14 protein-coding genes and 2 tRNA genes are annotated in these 14,904 nt (G+C 61.7%); 4 read left to right on the top strand and 12 right to left on the bottom strand.

Features of this window, described 5'->3' with window-relative positions; all coding sequences use genetic code 11:
- Window positions 1-16: 16 nt before the first annotated feature.
- From D3250_RS05850 to nirD, 6 genes are all read right to left on the bottom strand, one after another.
- A complete protein-coding gene (locus tag D3250_RS05850; RefSeq protein WP_119902448.1) occupies window positions 17-922 on the bottom strand; it encodes an ABC transporter substrate-binding protein in 906 nt (301 codons plus the stop codon).
- Window positions 923-1,016: 94 nt separating this feature from the next.
- Entirely contained in the window at window positions 1,017-1,472 is a 456-nt protein-coding gene (locus tag D3250_RS05845; protein ID WP_119902447.1) for a MaoC family dehydratase, read from the bottom strand.
- A complete protein-coding gene (locus D3250_RS05840) occupies window positions 1,469-1,918 on the bottom strand; it encodes an FAS1-like dehydratase domain-containing protein (protein WP_119902446.1) in 450 nt (149 codons plus the stop codon). The genes D3250_RS05845 and D3250_RS05840 overlap by 4 nt, the downstream gene beginning before the upstream one ends.
- Complete coding sequence (locus D3250_RS05835) at window positions 1,915-2,163, bottom strand: UbiA prenyltransferase family protein (RefSeq protein ID WP_119902445.1); 249 nt, start codon at window positions 2,161-2,163, stop codon at window positions 1,915-1,917. The genes D3250_RS05840 and D3250_RS05835 overlap by 4 nt, the downstream gene beginning before the upstream one ends.
- Window positions 2,164-2,203: 40 nt before the next feature.
- Complete coding sequence (locus D3250_RS05830) at window positions 2,204-2,953, bottom strand: sirohydrochlorin chelatase (protein WP_119902444.1); 750 nt, start codon at window positions 2,951-2,953, stop codon at window positions 2,204-2,206.
- A 2-nt stretch (window positions 2,954-2,955) separates the two neighbouring features.
- Window positions 2,956-3,330 carry a nitrite reductase small subunit NirD gene (gene nirD, locus D3250_RS05825; RefSeq protein ID WP_119903004.1) on the bottom strand — a complete coding sequence of 125 codons (375 nt, stop codon included), beginning with the start codon at window positions 3,328-3,330 and terminating at the stop codon, window positions 2,956-2,958.
- Window positions 3,331-3,560: 230 nt separating this feature from the next.
- On the opposite strand from nirD, the gene nirB reads away from it, so the two are divergent.
- From nirB to D3250_RS05810, 3 genes are read left to right on the top strand one after another with little or no spacing between them, the layout of a single operon-like run.
- Window positions 3,561-6,230, top strand: a complete 2,670-nt coding sequence (gene nirB / locus D3250_RS05820; RefSeq protein WP_119902443.1) for a nitrite reductase large subunit NirB — start codon at window positions 3,561-3,563, stop codon at window positions 6,228-6,230.
- The gene (cobA, locus tag D3250_RS05815) at window positions 6,227-7,030 is read left to right on the top strand and encodes a uroporphyrinogen-III C-methyltransferase (protein WP_119902442.1); all 804 of its coding nucleotides are present in this window, start codon (window positions 6,227-6,229) and stop codon (window positions 7,028-7,030) included. The genes nirB and cobA overlap by 4 nt, the downstream gene beginning before the upstream one ends.
- A gap of 22 nt (window positions 7,031-7,052) precedes the next feature.
- On the top strand, window positions 7,053-8,246 hold the full coding sequence (locus tag D3250_RS05810) for a uroporphyrinogen-III synthase (RefSeq protein ID WP_225973182.1): 1,194 nt from the start codon (window positions 7,053-7,055) through the stop codon (window positions 8,244-8,246).
- Here D3250_RS05810 and D3250_RS05805 read toward each other — a convergent pair.
- From D3250_RS05805 to D3250_RS05795, 3 genes are all read right to left on the bottom strand, one after another.
- Window positions 8,228-9,073: a formate/nitrite transporter family protein gene (locus D3250_RS05805; RefSeq protein WP_119902440.1), complete on the bottom strand. Its 846-nt coding sequence runs from the start codon at window positions 9,071-9,073 to the stop codon at window positions 8,228-8,230. The two genes, D3250_RS05810 and D3250_RS05805, sit on opposite strands and share 19 nt — an antisense overlap.
- 364 nt (window positions 9,074-9,437) lie before the next feature.
- A tRNA-Met gene (locus D3250_RS05800) sits at window positions 9,438-9,511 on the bottom strand.
- Between the two features lie 204 nt (window positions 9,512-9,715).
- Window positions 9,716-9,790: transfer RNA gene (locus D3250_RS05795), tRNA-Thr, on the bottom strand.
- Window positions 9,791-9,989: 199 nt separating this feature from the next.
- Here D3250_RS05795 and D3250_RS05790 point away from each other — a divergent pair.
- Window positions 9,990-11,534, top strand: coding sequence for a TIGR01777 family oxidoreductase (locus tag D3250_RS05790; RefSeq protein WP_119902439.1), 1,545 nt, complete (start codon window positions 9,990-9,992; stop codon window positions 11,532-11,534).
- Between the two features lie 43 nt (window positions 11,535-11,577).
- On the opposite strand, the gene D3250_RS05785 is transcribed toward D3250_RS05790, so the two are convergent.
- From D3250_RS05785 to D3250_RS05775, 3 genes are all read right to left on the bottom strand, one after another.
- Window positions 11,578-12,054 (bottom strand): pyridoxamine 5'-phosphate oxidase family protein, encoded by a 477-nt coding sequence (locus tag D3250_RS05785; protein ID WP_119902438.1) that lies wholly within the window; start codon window positions 12,052-12,054, stop codon window positions 11,578-11,580.
- Window positions 12,055-12,176: 122 nt separating this feature from the next.
- Entirely contained in the window at window positions 12,177-14,012 is a 1,836-nt protein-coding gene (locus tag D3250_RS05780; RefSeq protein WP_225973181.1) for a DEAD/DEAH box helicase, read from the bottom strand.
- A gap of 395 nt (window positions 14,013-14,407) precedes the next feature.
- The gene (locus D3250_RS05775) at window positions 14,408-14,833 is read right to left on the bottom strand and encodes a DUF4282 domain-containing protein (RefSeq protein WP_119902437.1); all 426 of its coding nucleotides are present in this window, start codon (window positions 14,831-14,833) and stop codon (window positions 14,408-14,410) included.
- Between the last annotated feature and the right edge of the window lie 71 nt (window positions 14,834-14,904).

Here is a 14,904-nt window from a genome sequence, read left to right as displayed (position 1 = left end):
CTACACCTGGGAGCTTTCAGTCCTCTTCAGCGGCGTCGTCATCTGCCTCTTCGGGAGTCTCTGAGCGGAACCATGCATCCTCAATCTCCTCCAGAGCGCTGGATGAGTCCAGCTCCGCGAGGATCTCGTCGACGGCGTCGATGAGGTCCTGATTTTCCAGCTGCGCAGCTATACCGAGCTGTTCGCCGGTGTCGATCTCCTCAACGAACTCGAAGCGTTCGTCGTCACCTGCCTGGTACCCGATGATGGAGATGTTGCCCACGATGGCATCAACCTGGCCAGCGTCGAGACCCTGGAGCATAAGGCCGGAGTCTTCGTATTGGGTGACATCCAAGCCCAGCTCCTCCTCGGCGTAGTCGTGACCGGTAGTGGCTGCTTGGACGCCCACTGGGATGTCCTCCAGGTCATCTGTGGAGGAGATGCCGGAGTCGGCGGTGGCCAGCAGACCGAGGTTGTCATCGAGGTAAGGCTCGCTGAAGAGCATGTTGCCGGCGCGCTCCTCGGTGATGGTCATCCCAGAGATGGCGAGGTCGCAGTCTTCTGCGTTGAGCGCGACTCCGGATTCGATGCCATCCCAGGACGACTCAATGATTTCCAGTTCGAGGCCGAGCGCGTCTGAGATAGCAGTGGCAATGTCGATGTCAAAGCCGACCACATTGCCATCTGCGTCGTAGTACTCGAACGGTGGGTACGGCACATCTGAACAGATCTGCAGGACGCCCTCCTCCAGCGTTTCGACCTCAGCGTCGATCTCCACGTCCGTCTCGACCTCTGGCTGAGCCTCGGCGGAGTCCTCCTCGCCGCCGTTGTCCTCCTCATTGCCGTTGCCCTCTCCGCAAGCAGTCAGCGCGAGCGCCGCTATGGATGCCAGGGCAAGTGGCTTGAGCCACGGCTTCTCAGTCATCTGCTGAATACTGGTCATGTGATGGCTCCCTTAGTGTGGGCGCGGGGTGCGCTGCGCGGATGCGTGAGTGGGTGATGTCTCGGCTGGGCGTCGCTGAAAAGTCTCCGTGCGTTCAGTTTAGAACGACGACGACCTGGGCTTTGGTAAGAACTTTGCTCCGTGCGTCACCGGCGACCAGCTCCACGGTGAGGTCAATGCGCGCGGTGTTCGCCTCGGCGTCGACCCTTCCGACCTTCCCGGCGACCTCCAGGCGCGCCGTAGGGGTTTCCGGCGAGCCATGGTCGGGATCGGGGACCGGGACTGGCTGGGTGAACCGGGTCTGATAGTCCATCACTTTGGCCGGGTCACCGACCCAGTCAGTGACGAGCTCCACCGACACACCCATGGTGAGCATTCCGTGCGCAATCACGCCGTCGAGTCCGACTTCTTTGGCGAACCGGTCATTCCAGTGGATGGGGTTGTGGTCCCCGGAAGATGCTGCGTAGCGGAGGAGGTCCGCTCGGGAGAGCTCTACGGTGCGGTGGCCGATGCTCTGGCCCTTCTCCAGGTCAGTAAGCTTCGGCGTCATGCATCTGCCTCCTCAGTGCGGACCAGCAGCGTGGATGTGACTGTGGTGCGTGGGGCGTCGTCGTGGGTGATTTCGGTGACCGTAGTGACCATGGCACCAGAGCCCATGGTCCGAATCCGCTGCAAGGTTGTGGCGGCTGTCAAAGTCTCTCCAGCGGTGATGGGGCGATGGTGAACGAAACGCTCATCTGCGTGGACGACACGTGAGAAGTCGATGCCGACCTCGGGATCGGCGATGATGGCCGCTTCGGCTCGCTGAGAGACCACCACCCCAAAAGTAGGTGGGGCAATGAGATCCTCGTAACCCAGTTCCGCAGCTGCTTCCAGCTCAAAGTGGGCAGGATGCTGCGCTTTGACCGCACGAGCGAATTCTCGGAGACCCTCACGACCCACCTGGTAGGTGATGGCGGGGTAGGTGTGGCCCTCCCGTGCAGTATTGATGCTCATCCCTGACTCTTTCTCTCGCGGATGATGTGGAGTGCCTGGCGTTTGCGCAGGCCGATGCCGGTCACGTGGCTGAGAATACCGATGCCGATGAGCACGATTCCGACGGTACGGAACAGGGTCGAATCCGCCACCGCGGCGAAGACCAGAGCCAGAATGCCTAAGAGGCTGCAGGCCATGCCGGCGATCAGCGCGGCACGGTATGCAGGCGTCCCGGAGGCCCAGGGGTCGAACGGCTTGTCAATCATCGTGGGAATATCCTACCTGTGGAGGCTCCTCACTGATCTGTCAGAGCCTCGCGAGCCCCTGCTGGAATCGATCCAAAATGATCTCAGGCAGCCCGGGTGGAATATCGGCGGCACCGTCGGTGACATTGAGCACCGGCGCGGTGATCACGTCTGCTTGTTGCCGGGAGAGCAGGCGCTGAAAGTACCCGGGAGCCAGCAGGTAGCTGGTCAGGACAATCCGGCTCCCCGGGTGAGCGTCTCGAGCTGCTGAGACAGCCTCTACGACTGTTGGTTTGGCAAAGGATAAGTAGGCATCCTGGACGGGGCAGCGCAGGCGGTCAGCGAGCATACCGGCAGCGGTCTTGACGTCCCGGACGGCACCGCCGTCGGAGGACCCAGCTGCTCCGAGAATAATGACATCTGAGGCGGGGTCAGCACCCGATTCATTGAGCCGCTGCTCCAGGGCATCAGTGAGCCGTTCATCAGGACCCAGAGCGCCTGATACGACGACGATCCGTTCGCTCGCGTCAGCCGCATCCTGAAGGTCTACGTTGACGTGGAAACCTGCTGAGAGCAGCAGCGGGACGATGACCGCCGGGCCAGAGCCGGAGAGGGCGGACAGGGTCGCAGCCGTGTCGGGCTCTTCGACATCGACGTGCCCCAGCCGCAAGTCAGTGAGGGTTTCCGCTCCCGCCGCCCTAGTGACAGTCTGTTGGAACAGTCCCTGGACCGCAGCTTGGCCTGCAGGGCAATTCGTCCCGTGTGAGATCGCAGCCAGGACTGCGGTGGTGAGACCGGCAGTCGTGGGCATTTTCAGAGGAACACCTGCACCTGTCCGCTGGCGACCCTGACCGGATAGGTGGTCAGCGGCGGGCCTGGTTCCGAGACGCACTCCCCGGTTTCCAGGTCATAGACCTGCTTGTAGATGGGCGAGGCCAGGGTGGTTCGGCCCTCCGCGGAACCCACGATCCCCCGTGCCATGACATTCGCCTGTGCTCGCGGATCCCAGTGATCCACGGCTAGCACGCGATCATCTGGAAGCCGCACCAGGGCAATCTGCGCTCCGTGCAGCAGCGCGGCCTCGCCCCAGAGCGGCTCCAACTCATCTAGTGGACATATCTCACGCCACGCGCCTTGAGCGCCATCCGTGGGCGCGGAGATCAACCGTTCCAGCACTGCAGTCGCCATGAGACGTCCTTTCATAAAAGCGGTTCACTCCTCTTATGGGTTTCACATTAGAGGGACCGAATTACTGCAGAAACACCACGGTGTAACGTCCACATGAAACGGGGCTCACAGCGTCTCCGCCCCGCAGTGAGGACGGCGTCACATAGCCATCACATCCCTGACACCGGGCCGAAATCGACGCTCCCTAAAGTGATTCCACGCTCGGTAAACCACCTGAGAAAGGTAGTCCAATGTTTGGTGCCCCACCTTTCACCCATCACGTGGTGGTGGCCGGCGGAGGACCCGCCGCTCATCGCCTCACCGAAGCTCTGCTGGCCCGGGAAATCCCAGAGTTTCGAATCAGTGTGTACTGCGAAGAAAGCTCCCCGCCATACGACAGGGTGGCGCTGTCAAAGAGATTCGATGAACCGGAAAACGCCTTGCTGCTGGGCGACGCCACGTTATGGGACGACCCCCGCGTGGTGCTGCACACCGACCAACAGGTTGTGCAGCTGGATCCGGAAGCCAAGACAGTTACGCTGGCCGACGGTACCGCAGTGCAGTACGACGACGTCGTCCTCGCGACGGGCTCTTCCGCCCCCCGGCCGCCCATTCCCGGCAACCAGGACATCGCGGTGTATCGAACGGTCGAGGATGTGGACTGGTTGGTTCACCGGGTGGAGGAGCTGAGACTCCACCTCGGCCGGGTTCCACACTGCGCTGTCATCGGTGGCGGGCTCCTCGGCTTGGAGGCCGCTGGCGGGCTCGCTGGCCGCGGCGCAGAAGTCAGCATTGTGCACTCACGGGGACATCTGATGAATGCGCAGCTGGATGAGGGCGGCGGGCGGGCGCTGAATCGTCTGCTGGCCGACCAGGGATATCACCTGCGGCTCGGGGAGCGCCCGCATGCCCTGGGCAGCAACAGCGCCGGCCGTTACAGGTACAGCTTGGAGTTTCAGCACAGTGACAACCTTCCCTGCGACTTGGTGGTGGCAGCCATTGGCATCACCCCTCGCGACGAGTTGGCCCGTGCGGCTGGCCTGAGAGTCAGTGGCAGTGGCGGCGTCGTCATCGATGAGACCTGTCTGACCTCCGCGACCCATGTGTGGGCGATCGGCGAGGTGGCCAGCTTCGAAGACACCTGCATGGGGCTAGTTGCCCCAGCTAATGCAATGGCCGAGGTGGTGGCTGACCGACTCTGCGGTGGTCAGGCCAGCTTTGAGGGGTTCGACACCGCAGCTAAGCTCAAGCTCGCCGGGACGGATGTCGCGAGTTTCGGTGACACGTTAGGGGATACCGAAGGTGCGTTGGAGGTCGTCTACGCCGATCCTGCTCAGGGCCTCTACCAGAAGCTGGTCGTCACTGATGATGCGCGGACCCTGCTGGGCGGAGTGTTCGTCGGCGACGCCGGGCCATACACATCGTTGCGCCCCTTGCTAGGACGTGAGCTGCCTGCTGAGCCCAATGCGTTCCTCTCCGCCACCAGCGGAGCGGAGGTTGACCTCGAGCTGCCTGATGACGCCCAGATCTGCTCATGCAAAGACGTCTCGGCAGGCGCGGTGCGCGCGGCGGTGACCGGTGAAGCCGGCACAGCCCCCTGCGCGGATATGGGGTGCCTCAAATCCTGCACTGCGGTGGGGACCCAGTGCGGTTCCTGTCTGCCGGTAGCCAAGAAGGTTATGGAGAAGCAGATGCTCGCCCAAGGGGTGGAGGTCTCACGGGCTATATGTGAGCACTTCCCCCAGCCTCGGGCCGAACTCTTTGAAGGCGTTCGGGCAGCACAGCTGCGTTCGTTCACAGATATCGTGGAGCACTTCGGCACCCCCACTGACGCCTCAATGAATCTCGGCTGCGACGTGTGCAAACCGACGGTCGCTTCCATGCTCGCTGCCATGCACGACGAGTACATCCTGGGCACTGGCCGAGGAGGCTTGCAGGACACCAATGATCGCGCCCTGGCGAATATGCAGAAGAACGGCACATATTCGGTGATGCCTCGAATACCTGCTGGGGAGATCACTCCCGAGAAACTGGCGGTCATCGCTGACGTAGCCACAGAGTTTGGTCTGTACACGAAAATTTCGGCAGCTCAGCGAATTGATCTTTTCGGAGCTCGGCTCGAACAACTGCCAAGCATCTGGGCGCGCCTGGTGGATGCTGGTTTTGAGTCCGGTCAGGCATACGGCAAAGCACTGCGGAATGTGAAGTCCTGCGTGGGCAGCACCTGGTGCCGCTACGGAGTCCAAGACTCAGTCGCCATGGGCATCTTCTTGGAGAACCGCTACAAGGGCCTGCGCTCCCCGCACAAGATGAAGTTCGGAGTCTCCGGATGCGCCAGAGAATGCGCCGAAGCTCGCGCAAAGGATGTGGGCGTCATCGCCACCTCAGACGGATGGAACATGTACGTCGGCGGCAACGGAGGCGCGAACCCTGTACACGGAGAGCTGCTGGCCAAGGATCTGGATGATGACACTTTGGTGGCCTATATTGACCGGTACATCATGTACTACATACGCACTGCTGATCGTCTGCAGCGCACTGCACGGTGGATCGAAGAGCTTCCCGGCGGAGTCGCACACATTGAGGACGTTGTGGTCAGCGATTCGCTTGGGGTGGCGGCAGATCTCGAGCGAAGTATCGCCGATCACGTGGACCGTTACGAGGACGAATGGGCCGCCACTCTGCGAGATCCGGAGAAGCTCCGCCGATTCCGCAGCTTCGTCAATGCTCCAGAGTCACCTGATACTGACCTGAAGTATGTTCTTGAACGGGGTCAGATTCGCCCTGCGACTGAGCAGGAACGAGGTTCCACCGATCTTGTGCTCATTGGCCCCACGATCCCCGTCCGCGAAGAGCTCCGGAATCACGCTGCCAATGACTCGTCCCCCACGGGTGTGTCCGTCCAGGAGGCAAGAGCATGAGTGTTGGCCGGGTCACTTTGGTCGGTGCCGGGCCCGGTGCCGTTGACCTGATGACTGTCCGGGCTCGCGACGTGCTGGCCACGGCCGATGTAGTGCTCTACGATCGGTTGGCTCCGACGGACGAACTGCGCTCATGGGCCCCCAATGCGCACTTGTTCGACGTGGGAAAACGGCCGGGTCACCACCGGGTGTCTCAGGAAAACATCCATCAGATGATCCTGCGTTGGGCCGGCGAGGGTAACCACGTGGTGCGCCTCAAAGGCGGCGACCCGTTTGTCTTCGGCCGTGGATGCGAAGAGGTGGCGGCCTGCCGGGAAGCTGGAGTTCCAGTCACTGTTGTGCCAGGTGTCACGTCGGCAGTCTCGGTACCCGCCGCGGCGGGGATACCAGTGACCGCCCGCGGCATCAGCCGGGCTTTCACCGTCATCTCAGCCCACGATCCCCTCACCGAGGATGAGTTTGAGGGACTGGTCACATTGGGGGGGACGATCGTTCTCCTGATGGGGATCGGAACTCTGGGCCACACAGTGGAGGGCCTGATGAGACATGGCCTGCCCAGCCACACGGCGATTGGGACCGTAGAGAGCGCATATGGTCCTGAACAACGTGTCACCTTGAGTCAGTTAGACGCTGTGCACACCGTCGCTGCCTCTCGGCGACTCCGTTCGCCCGCAGTACTGGTCATCGGGGAAGTCGTCACCTTAGCTGCCGACGGCCCCGAAACCGGTGAGTCCTCCAACGTTTATGGGAGGGTTCTCCAGGCGGCTGCTACTGCGGCCCCCGCTGCAACCAATCTCTGACACAGAAGGATCTTCATCCACGGTGAGCTCCCCAGCATCCTCTGCCGAATCTCCCCAGCAGCTTCGGCAGACGTCTGAAATTCTCTCCCGCGGGGCTGTTGCCGCGCCTCTCCTGCCGCAGACGCTCTCTGGGTTCCGCATTGGGGTGACCTCTGATCGGCGCAGCGAAGAGCTCATCGCCGCATTTCAGCGGCGTGGGGCGGAGGTGACCCACGCCCCGGCTTTGCGCATCGCGTCACTGACCGAGTCTGTGACCCTGCAGCAAGACACAAACAAAATCATCTCCTCGTCACCGGATTACGCGATCATCACCACCGCGTACGGCATGCGTCGCTGGGCGGAGGCGGCCGAGACGTATGGGGTCTGGCCCGAGCTTCACGAGGCGCTAAGTGGTGCGAGCATTCTAGTGCGAGGGCCAAAGGCGCGCGGCGCGATTCGCGCTGCTGGCTTGGACGACGACGGAGCAGCTGAGGATGAGCGCACTGACACCATGCTGGATATGCTCCTGGAAAAGGATATTAGTGGCAAGACGATCGCCTTCCAGCTCCACGGGATGTTGAACCACCAGCAGGTCCACCGTATCGAGGCGGCGGGGGCCAAGGTCTTGACCGTGATGCCGTACACCTGGACCAAGCCCGCTGAAGATTCCGAACTGTTGAAGATGATCAGCTCCGTGATCGACCGGCAACTGGACATGGTCACATTTACCGCTGCGCCGGCAGTCGATGCTTTTCTCGGTGTCGCACAGCAGTATGGCAAGCGCGAGGAGCTCGTGTCAGCTCTGCAGTCGGATGTCCTCACAGCTGCGGTAGGGGCGGTGACCGCGGCCCCTTTAGCTGAGGCGGGCATTGAAGCGATCATTCCGGAGCGGTGGAGATTGGGCGCGCTGATCAAGAAAGTCTGCGACCACCTTGAGTCCCACCACATCCTCAAGGCCGAGACCGTCCGAGGACTGATGGAGATTCGTGGGCACCAGGTGCGATTCCCTGATAGCCCCACCCCTCCCGTGCGTCTCTCCCCCGCTCCCCTGGCGCTTCTGCGGGAGCTGGTGATGGCTGACGGTACGGTCCTCAGCAGGGAGGAGTTGCTGGAGAAGTTGCCGCACTGTGACAGTGAACGTGCCTTGGAGATGCTGGTCTCCCGCCTCCGCAAGTCACTTCAGGTTCCCTCCGTGGTGCAGACGGTGGTCAAACGCGGCTACAAGCTCGCGGTCTGAACCTTCTCCTCTTTCGTAGGAAGTTCGCGGCTGGGCCGGGTACGTCGGTGGGTGATGTAGATGGTCAGTCCCACGAACGTCAGGCCGCCAATCAGATTCCCCAGTACGGTTGGGATCTCATTCCAAATGAGGTAGTCGAGGACGGTGAAGTCTCCGCCCATCAGAAGCGCTACGGGGAAGAGGAACATGTTGACGATCGAGTGCTCGAATCCCATGTAGAAGAAGAGCATAATGGGCAGCCACATGCCGATCACTTTTCCTGACACACTGTCTGACATCATGGCGGCCACCACGCCCGTGGAAACCATCCAGTTGCAGAGGATCGCCCGGACGAACAGGGTCAGCATCCCTGCTGCGCCGTACTCGGCGTAGCCGACGGTCCTACCGTGGCCGATCTCCATAAGGGCTACCCCAACCTCATCGGGTGGGGTAGCGAACCCGGTGGTGTAATAGATAGCCATGAGCACCGCGACGGTGAACGCCCCCAAGAAGTTGCCGAGGAAAACCAGGCCCCAGTTGCGGAACATGGACTTCACGGTGACTCCCCGCCGTTTGTCCAGCAGTGCCAGCGGGACGAGTGTGAAGACGCCGGTCAGCAGGTCGAACCCCATCAGGTAGAGCAGCACGAACCCGACGGGAAAGAGCATGGCTCCCACGAGGGCGCTGCCGGTCTGTGCAGTGATGGTGATGGCGAATGCGGCGGCCAGTCCAAGGATGGCTCCACCCATGTATGCCCGGATCATCGTGTCGCGGGTGGACATGAACGACTTCTGCGCTCCTGCGTCGATCATTCGCACCGCCAGGTCCGAGGGTTTTACATAGGACATAAGATTCTCTTTCTCTGAATGACGGCCCCTGGGTGGGGGCGTGAGTCCTCCAAGAATCTCTTGGCAGCGTTTCCGATGAGTTGTGAGGCCGTTAAGTCAGTGCAAAGCCCGTCTCACCGGTGGTGATTGGCCCTGTGAGGCGCGTGTTACACACCGGAGATGACTTGATGTGGAGCATTGAGAGTACTTGTGCTCGCTCAGACCCGCCCCTAGGGTGGCTCGGAAACCTGGACATAACCGAACGGCAGTAATTTACCCATGGGGCGGCTGTCGCGGCCTACCTAAGTGAGCCCCCTGGGCGTCATGAGAAGGGGCCTCTCCCGATAATTACCAAGAGAGACCCCTTCTCAACGGAAGTATCCGGTAGCGGTGGGGGGGCTCGATCCCCCGACCTCACGATTATGAGTCGTGCGCTCTAACCAGCTGAGCTACACCGCCCCGACCAAATCCGCACCCATGATTCGCTATTCACAACCCACGGTACGGAAATGTCCAAGGCGCTATCTTTCCACACGCACTTCGCCTGGTCAAAGTGCTGGATTCAGGGCCTGAGAGCTTATGTCGACACGAAAATGGCCCGGGCGCAATCCTTCCACGCACCTAGTGTGCTGGGGTTTAGTTGCTGCGCCACGGGCCATCATCTGGAGCCCCAACCGGGAATCGATCCCGGGACCTCAGTCTTACCAAGACTGCGCTCTACCACTGAGCTATTGGGGCAACGGCAGTAAACATTAGCACTGGTTTGGACAGTCGCTCAAATTCATTCAACGCTGTGGACGCCGCGAAGAGTTGTCTCTGCCACCCGGAGACGGTGCCCTCTCAGCGCACGCACGCGAGGCGGTGGTAACGTCCGTACTACCGGCCTGCCGCTGCCCTGCGGCTCAACGGACCGTCGGCGAGACTTGCAGGAGTTCCGATGCCACAGTTCCAGTACGAAACGTATCTTCCTTTCTCGCGGGAGGATGTCTTCACCTGGTACACCCGCCCCGGCGCATTGACGCGGCTCCATCCACCATTTGCGGGTTCAGTGCTCCAGGAACCCCCGAACGGGCCGATAAATGGTGCGGGTTCAGTGATTACGCTGAACCTTCCAGGCCTTTTGGGGACAAGTGCCACCGCCGCGGCGAAAACGCTCACCTCCATTCTGCCCTTTCGGATACCGAGCAGCTTGAAATGGACCTCTCGCCACGAGGACTTCGAGCAGGGGCGCAGCTTCAGCGATGTCATGATCTCCGGGCCGATGCGCAGCTGGCGCCACTACCGCGAGTTCAGCGACGAAGGCTCCGGGACCATGCTTCGGGAGACTGTGACTTACGAATTCCCCGTCCTGTCACACCTGCCGCCAACGGTTACCAAACTTCTACATCGCGTGTTCGAAAACGAGCTTCGGCGTGTCTTCGACTTCCGCACCCGGCAGACCACTGAAGATCTGGCGTTCCACCAGAGCCACGGCACCTTAGCCAGTCAGAAGCATGTAAGCGAGAGTCACAAAACGCACATGCCAGAAATGCCCCGCGTGGTGGCAGTCTCCGGTGCGTCCGGCCTGATCGGCACCCAGGTGTGCGCCCTCCTGGGCGGCGCTGGCATTGAGATCCGGCGTCTTGTCCGCCGCGATCTCGATGAGCCCGGGAACGCCGCACATCGCCTGGGCCCTGACATCGCCTGGGATCCGGACAGCGGAAAGATCGACGACGCTGCGCTGGCTGAGGTGGATGCCGTGGTCCACCTGGCAGGTCACCCACTGGCCGCCCGGTTCACTGACGAGCACAAGCGCAAAGTGCGTGATTCCAGAGTGCGGGGCACCACCCTCCTAGCGGAGGCTCTGGGACACGCCGAGGCGCATGATCCGCGGGGTCGGGTGCTGATCAGCGGCTCAGCTATCGGTTGGTACGGCGCCACTCCGGCTGACCGACCTCACGAGGAAGAACTGCTGCACGAGGACACTGACGCGGGCACAGACTTCATTGCGGAGGTGTGTGGCGCCTGGGAGGACGCTGCTCGCCGAGCTGAAGCCTCGGGGGTGCGCGTTGCTATGATCCGGACTGGAATTGTGCAGTCTCCCTCTGGCGGCGCGCTGCAGCAGTTGCTGCCTCTCTTCGCTGTCGGAGCTGGGGGCCCACTGGGCCAGGAACAGGTTCAAAGCTGGATCAGCCTCGATGACATCTCGGCACTAATTGTGCACCTGGTGGTAAACCCGGAGGCTCAGGGGCCGGTAAATGGTGTCGCTCCGAACCCGGTGACCGCACGAGAGTACGCCACCACGCTCGGCAATGTGCTTCGCAGGCCCTCTGCCATACCAGTACCGACCTTCGGGCCTAAGCTGCTGCTGGGGTCCGAAGGAGCTCAGGAGATTGTGCTGGCCGATCAGAATGTCAGTGCGGAGCGTGCGATGCACCTGGGCTACGGGTTCCGCCACCCGGACCTGGACACTGCCCTCCGCCACGTCCTTGGCCGCAGCTGAGTAAACCATCGGAGCCGGCGAACCAGCGCCTAGCGCTGGGGACTCAGAGTTCGACGCGCCCCTTATCCCCCATGTTGGGTGTGCCGTTGGACACTGCAGAAGTCACTAGTTTTACCAACGCGACGGCTTTGCCCGGACCCTCCCAGTATTGGGCGTTGTCCGGGTCAACACAGAGCAGACGAGCCTCGGAATCGTCAGCACCCTTGGTGAAGTAGGCCTCAGCCCCAAGATCCTTGAGCTCCTGCTTCTTCTGCGCGTCATCCACCACAGTGGCGGTGCCGGTCACAGAGATCCAGGTCTTGTCTGCAACGAAGGCCAGATTGACGTGTCCGTCGCCGAGCACATCCTCGTTCTTCTCCGAGCCGGCGGGCGTAAAGAACCATAGGCGGTGGCCCTCGTCTATGTGGGAAACCGACATTGGCCGAGATACCAACCGGCGGAATTCGTCCACGGTAGTGAACATACATGTGCCGATGTCGTCGAGCCGTTTGATGATGTCCTGCGCGGTGAGTTCAGTCATGATCCTCTTCCCAATCTGTTTGACTACCGCTGCAGTCTAGACAGGATGAACTGAACAGCAGCTCGAGACTTGCCCGTGAGACCCTTGGGGGCAGCGTCACGGGCAAGGCTCAAAGCCAGGGTCTAGCGGTCGCGCCAGCGCGGTTTCTTTGCTGACTTCTTGGCAGGACGGTCGGTGTCGAACCCGGTGCGCTTCTTGGCGGAGTCGAATTTCCTGCCACTGCTGGGCGCGCCGTGCGGGCCCGAATCACGCTCGAGCCTGATGAGCTCTCCCCCGATGCGAGTCTTGGACAGGGCTGCCCATTGATCCTTGGTCAGCGTCTCGGGAAGCTCGACCAGGGAGTGCGTCGGGCGAATGTCGATGCTTCCGATCTGGCGAGCGGACAGTCCTGCCTCATTGGCGATTGCGCCCACGATGTGTCCGGGAGCGACGCCTGCCTGCCGGCCCACGGCGATCTTGTACATGGCGTTTCCCGGTCCAGCCACCGCAGGGGCGCCCTTATGACGGGGCCCGCGGTCCCGGGCAGCACCCTCACGCGGTCCGGGGTCACGGGCTGTTCGGTCTTCACGCTCGAAGTTCTGACCGGCCCGGGCCAAGTCATCCTCCGCCTTCTCATCCAGCAGCAGGGGACGACCATCGTGGACCACCGCCACCAGAGCAGCGGCGACGTCCTCAGCCGGGGTGTTGTGCTCGGCGACGTAGCTGGTGACGAGGTCACGGTAGTCTTCGAGGTCCTCGGTCGCCAGGGTCTGGGTGATCCGTTCAGAGAAACGGTCCAACCGGGAAGCATTGACGTCGGCGACGGTGGGCAGATTCATCTGTTCGACCGTCTGTCGAGTGGCCTTCTCGATTGACCGCAGCATCCGACGCTCTCTGGGGGTCACGAACAGGATTGCCTCACCGGAGCGCCCCGCTCGACCGGTCCGTCCGATGCGGTGAACGTAGGACTCGGTGTCCAACGGGATGTCGTAGTTGAAAACATGACTGATTCGCTCGACATCTAACCCACGTGCGGCCACGTCCGTAGCAACCAAGAGGTCGATCCGTCCGTCTTTCAGCGACTCGACGGTCTTTTCTCGCAGGTTCTGCGGGATATCACCGTTGATAGCCGTGGCCCTGAACCCACGGGCAGTGAGCTTGTTAGCGACCTCTTCGGTGGCCGAGCGGGTGCGGACGAACACAATCGCCGCCTCGTGGGGTTCCGTCTCCAGAATCCGCACCAAGGCTTCCGGTTTGGCGTGGTGCTTGATGAAGACGAACCGTTGCCGAGTGTTCGCGCTGGTGGTCGTCTTGGCCTTGACCGCCACCTCAACAGGGTCGTTGAGGTAATCCTCAGAGATCCTGCGAATCGCCTTGGGCATGGTTGCTGAGAACAGGGCCACCTGTTTGGTGTCCGGTGTCTGCGCAAGAATCTTGTCAACTTCCTCCGCGAAGCCCATCCGCAGCATCTCATCGGCCTCGTCCAGAATCAGGTGCTTGACCTCACTGAGGTCCAGAGAACCCTTGGACATATGGTCGATGACACGGCCCGGGGTACCAACAATGACGTTGGCGCCTCGGCGGAGCCCCTGCAGCTGCGGACCATACGGTGCGCCACCGTAGATGGGGAGCACAGAAATGCCTTCCAGTCGCGCCGCATACGAGGAGAACGCCTCAGCGACCTGAATGGCCAGTTCTCGTGTGGGCGCTAGAACCAGCGTGTTGGGCAGGGGACCCAGATCGCCGGATTCGTGGTCCGCTGCCATATGGGTCAGCGCCGGCAGCGCGAAGGCTGCGGTCTTGCCGGTGCCGGTTTGGGCGAGCCCGACGACGTCCCGGCCGGCGACGAGATGAGGAATGGTCTCTGCCTGAATGGGGGAGGGCGTCTCGTAGCCCATCTTTTCGATGGTGCTCAGCACCTTTGGGGATAAGCCCAGAGTGCTGAAGGCTGGCTGCTCGGTCTGAGGTGTTTCGGTCACGGTGACTCCTTGTCACGTTGGTGCGGCGTGATCCCCGCGTCGTGCCACAGAGTGCATGAGTCTTCTGACCACTTGTGCTCGAACTGCTGACGCTGGGCGCAGCAGTGCATGGGCACAGCAGGAATCATCATGTGATATCACGCTGGACATTTCACGGGGACGGACCACGAGGGTTTTCCGGAATCGACCCGTGACGAAAACAACGCTCAACTGGACCTACCGACCGGAGACCGGGCGAGCCAGGAGTCTGCACAGATAAACGGGATTATCCGGAGAGTGCTCACACAGTCTACGCTACACCGGGCCGATTTCCAGCATCGAGTCCGGGCGCACCGAACTGCGGGGGTTGCGCAGGCCGGTGCGAGGGCCTTCGCGATGAAACCTGAGGCAGGAGATCAGCGGCGCTGGGACATCTCCCGACGGAGGTTCTCCAGCTCCACAGTGGTGGCCGCCGTGTTCTGCGCCGTGCGAATCATTGAGACGTACAGCTCGAGAGTCAACCGAATCAGAATCAGGTAGAACGGCGCGGCCACGAGGACAATCAGCAGCAGCAGCAGTCCGGCCAGCGGCTCCTCCGTCATACTGACAAACGCGACAATGATGCCCACCAGCGTGAAGAGCCCGATCAGCAGCAGCGCGATGCCGTAGATGATCGCGGCGAACTTGATGGTGACAAAGCTTCTGAAGCTGAAGTCAAACAGTGCCTTGAAGAAACCGGCCGCGTTGGGCCCCTGGTCCCGGGGCGCGTGATATCCGCCGAACTGCTGCTGCTGATTCTGCTGCGGCTGGTCCCCGTTCGGGGGTGTAGGTGGCTGTGTCATGGTCCCTCCATCACTCTCAACTGCGCCTGTGGGCGAAACAGCAGTGCCGCCCAGTCTTCAGCCTACACACC

The organism is Nesterenkonia natronophila, from assembly GCF_003595215.1.
Lineage (GTDB): Bacteria > Actinomycetota > Actinomycetes > Actinomycetales > Micrococcaceae > Nesterenkonia > Nesterenkonia natronophila.
Note: the sequence above shows the minus strand (reverse complement) of the source record. Positions and strands in the feature narration are given on the sequence as shown.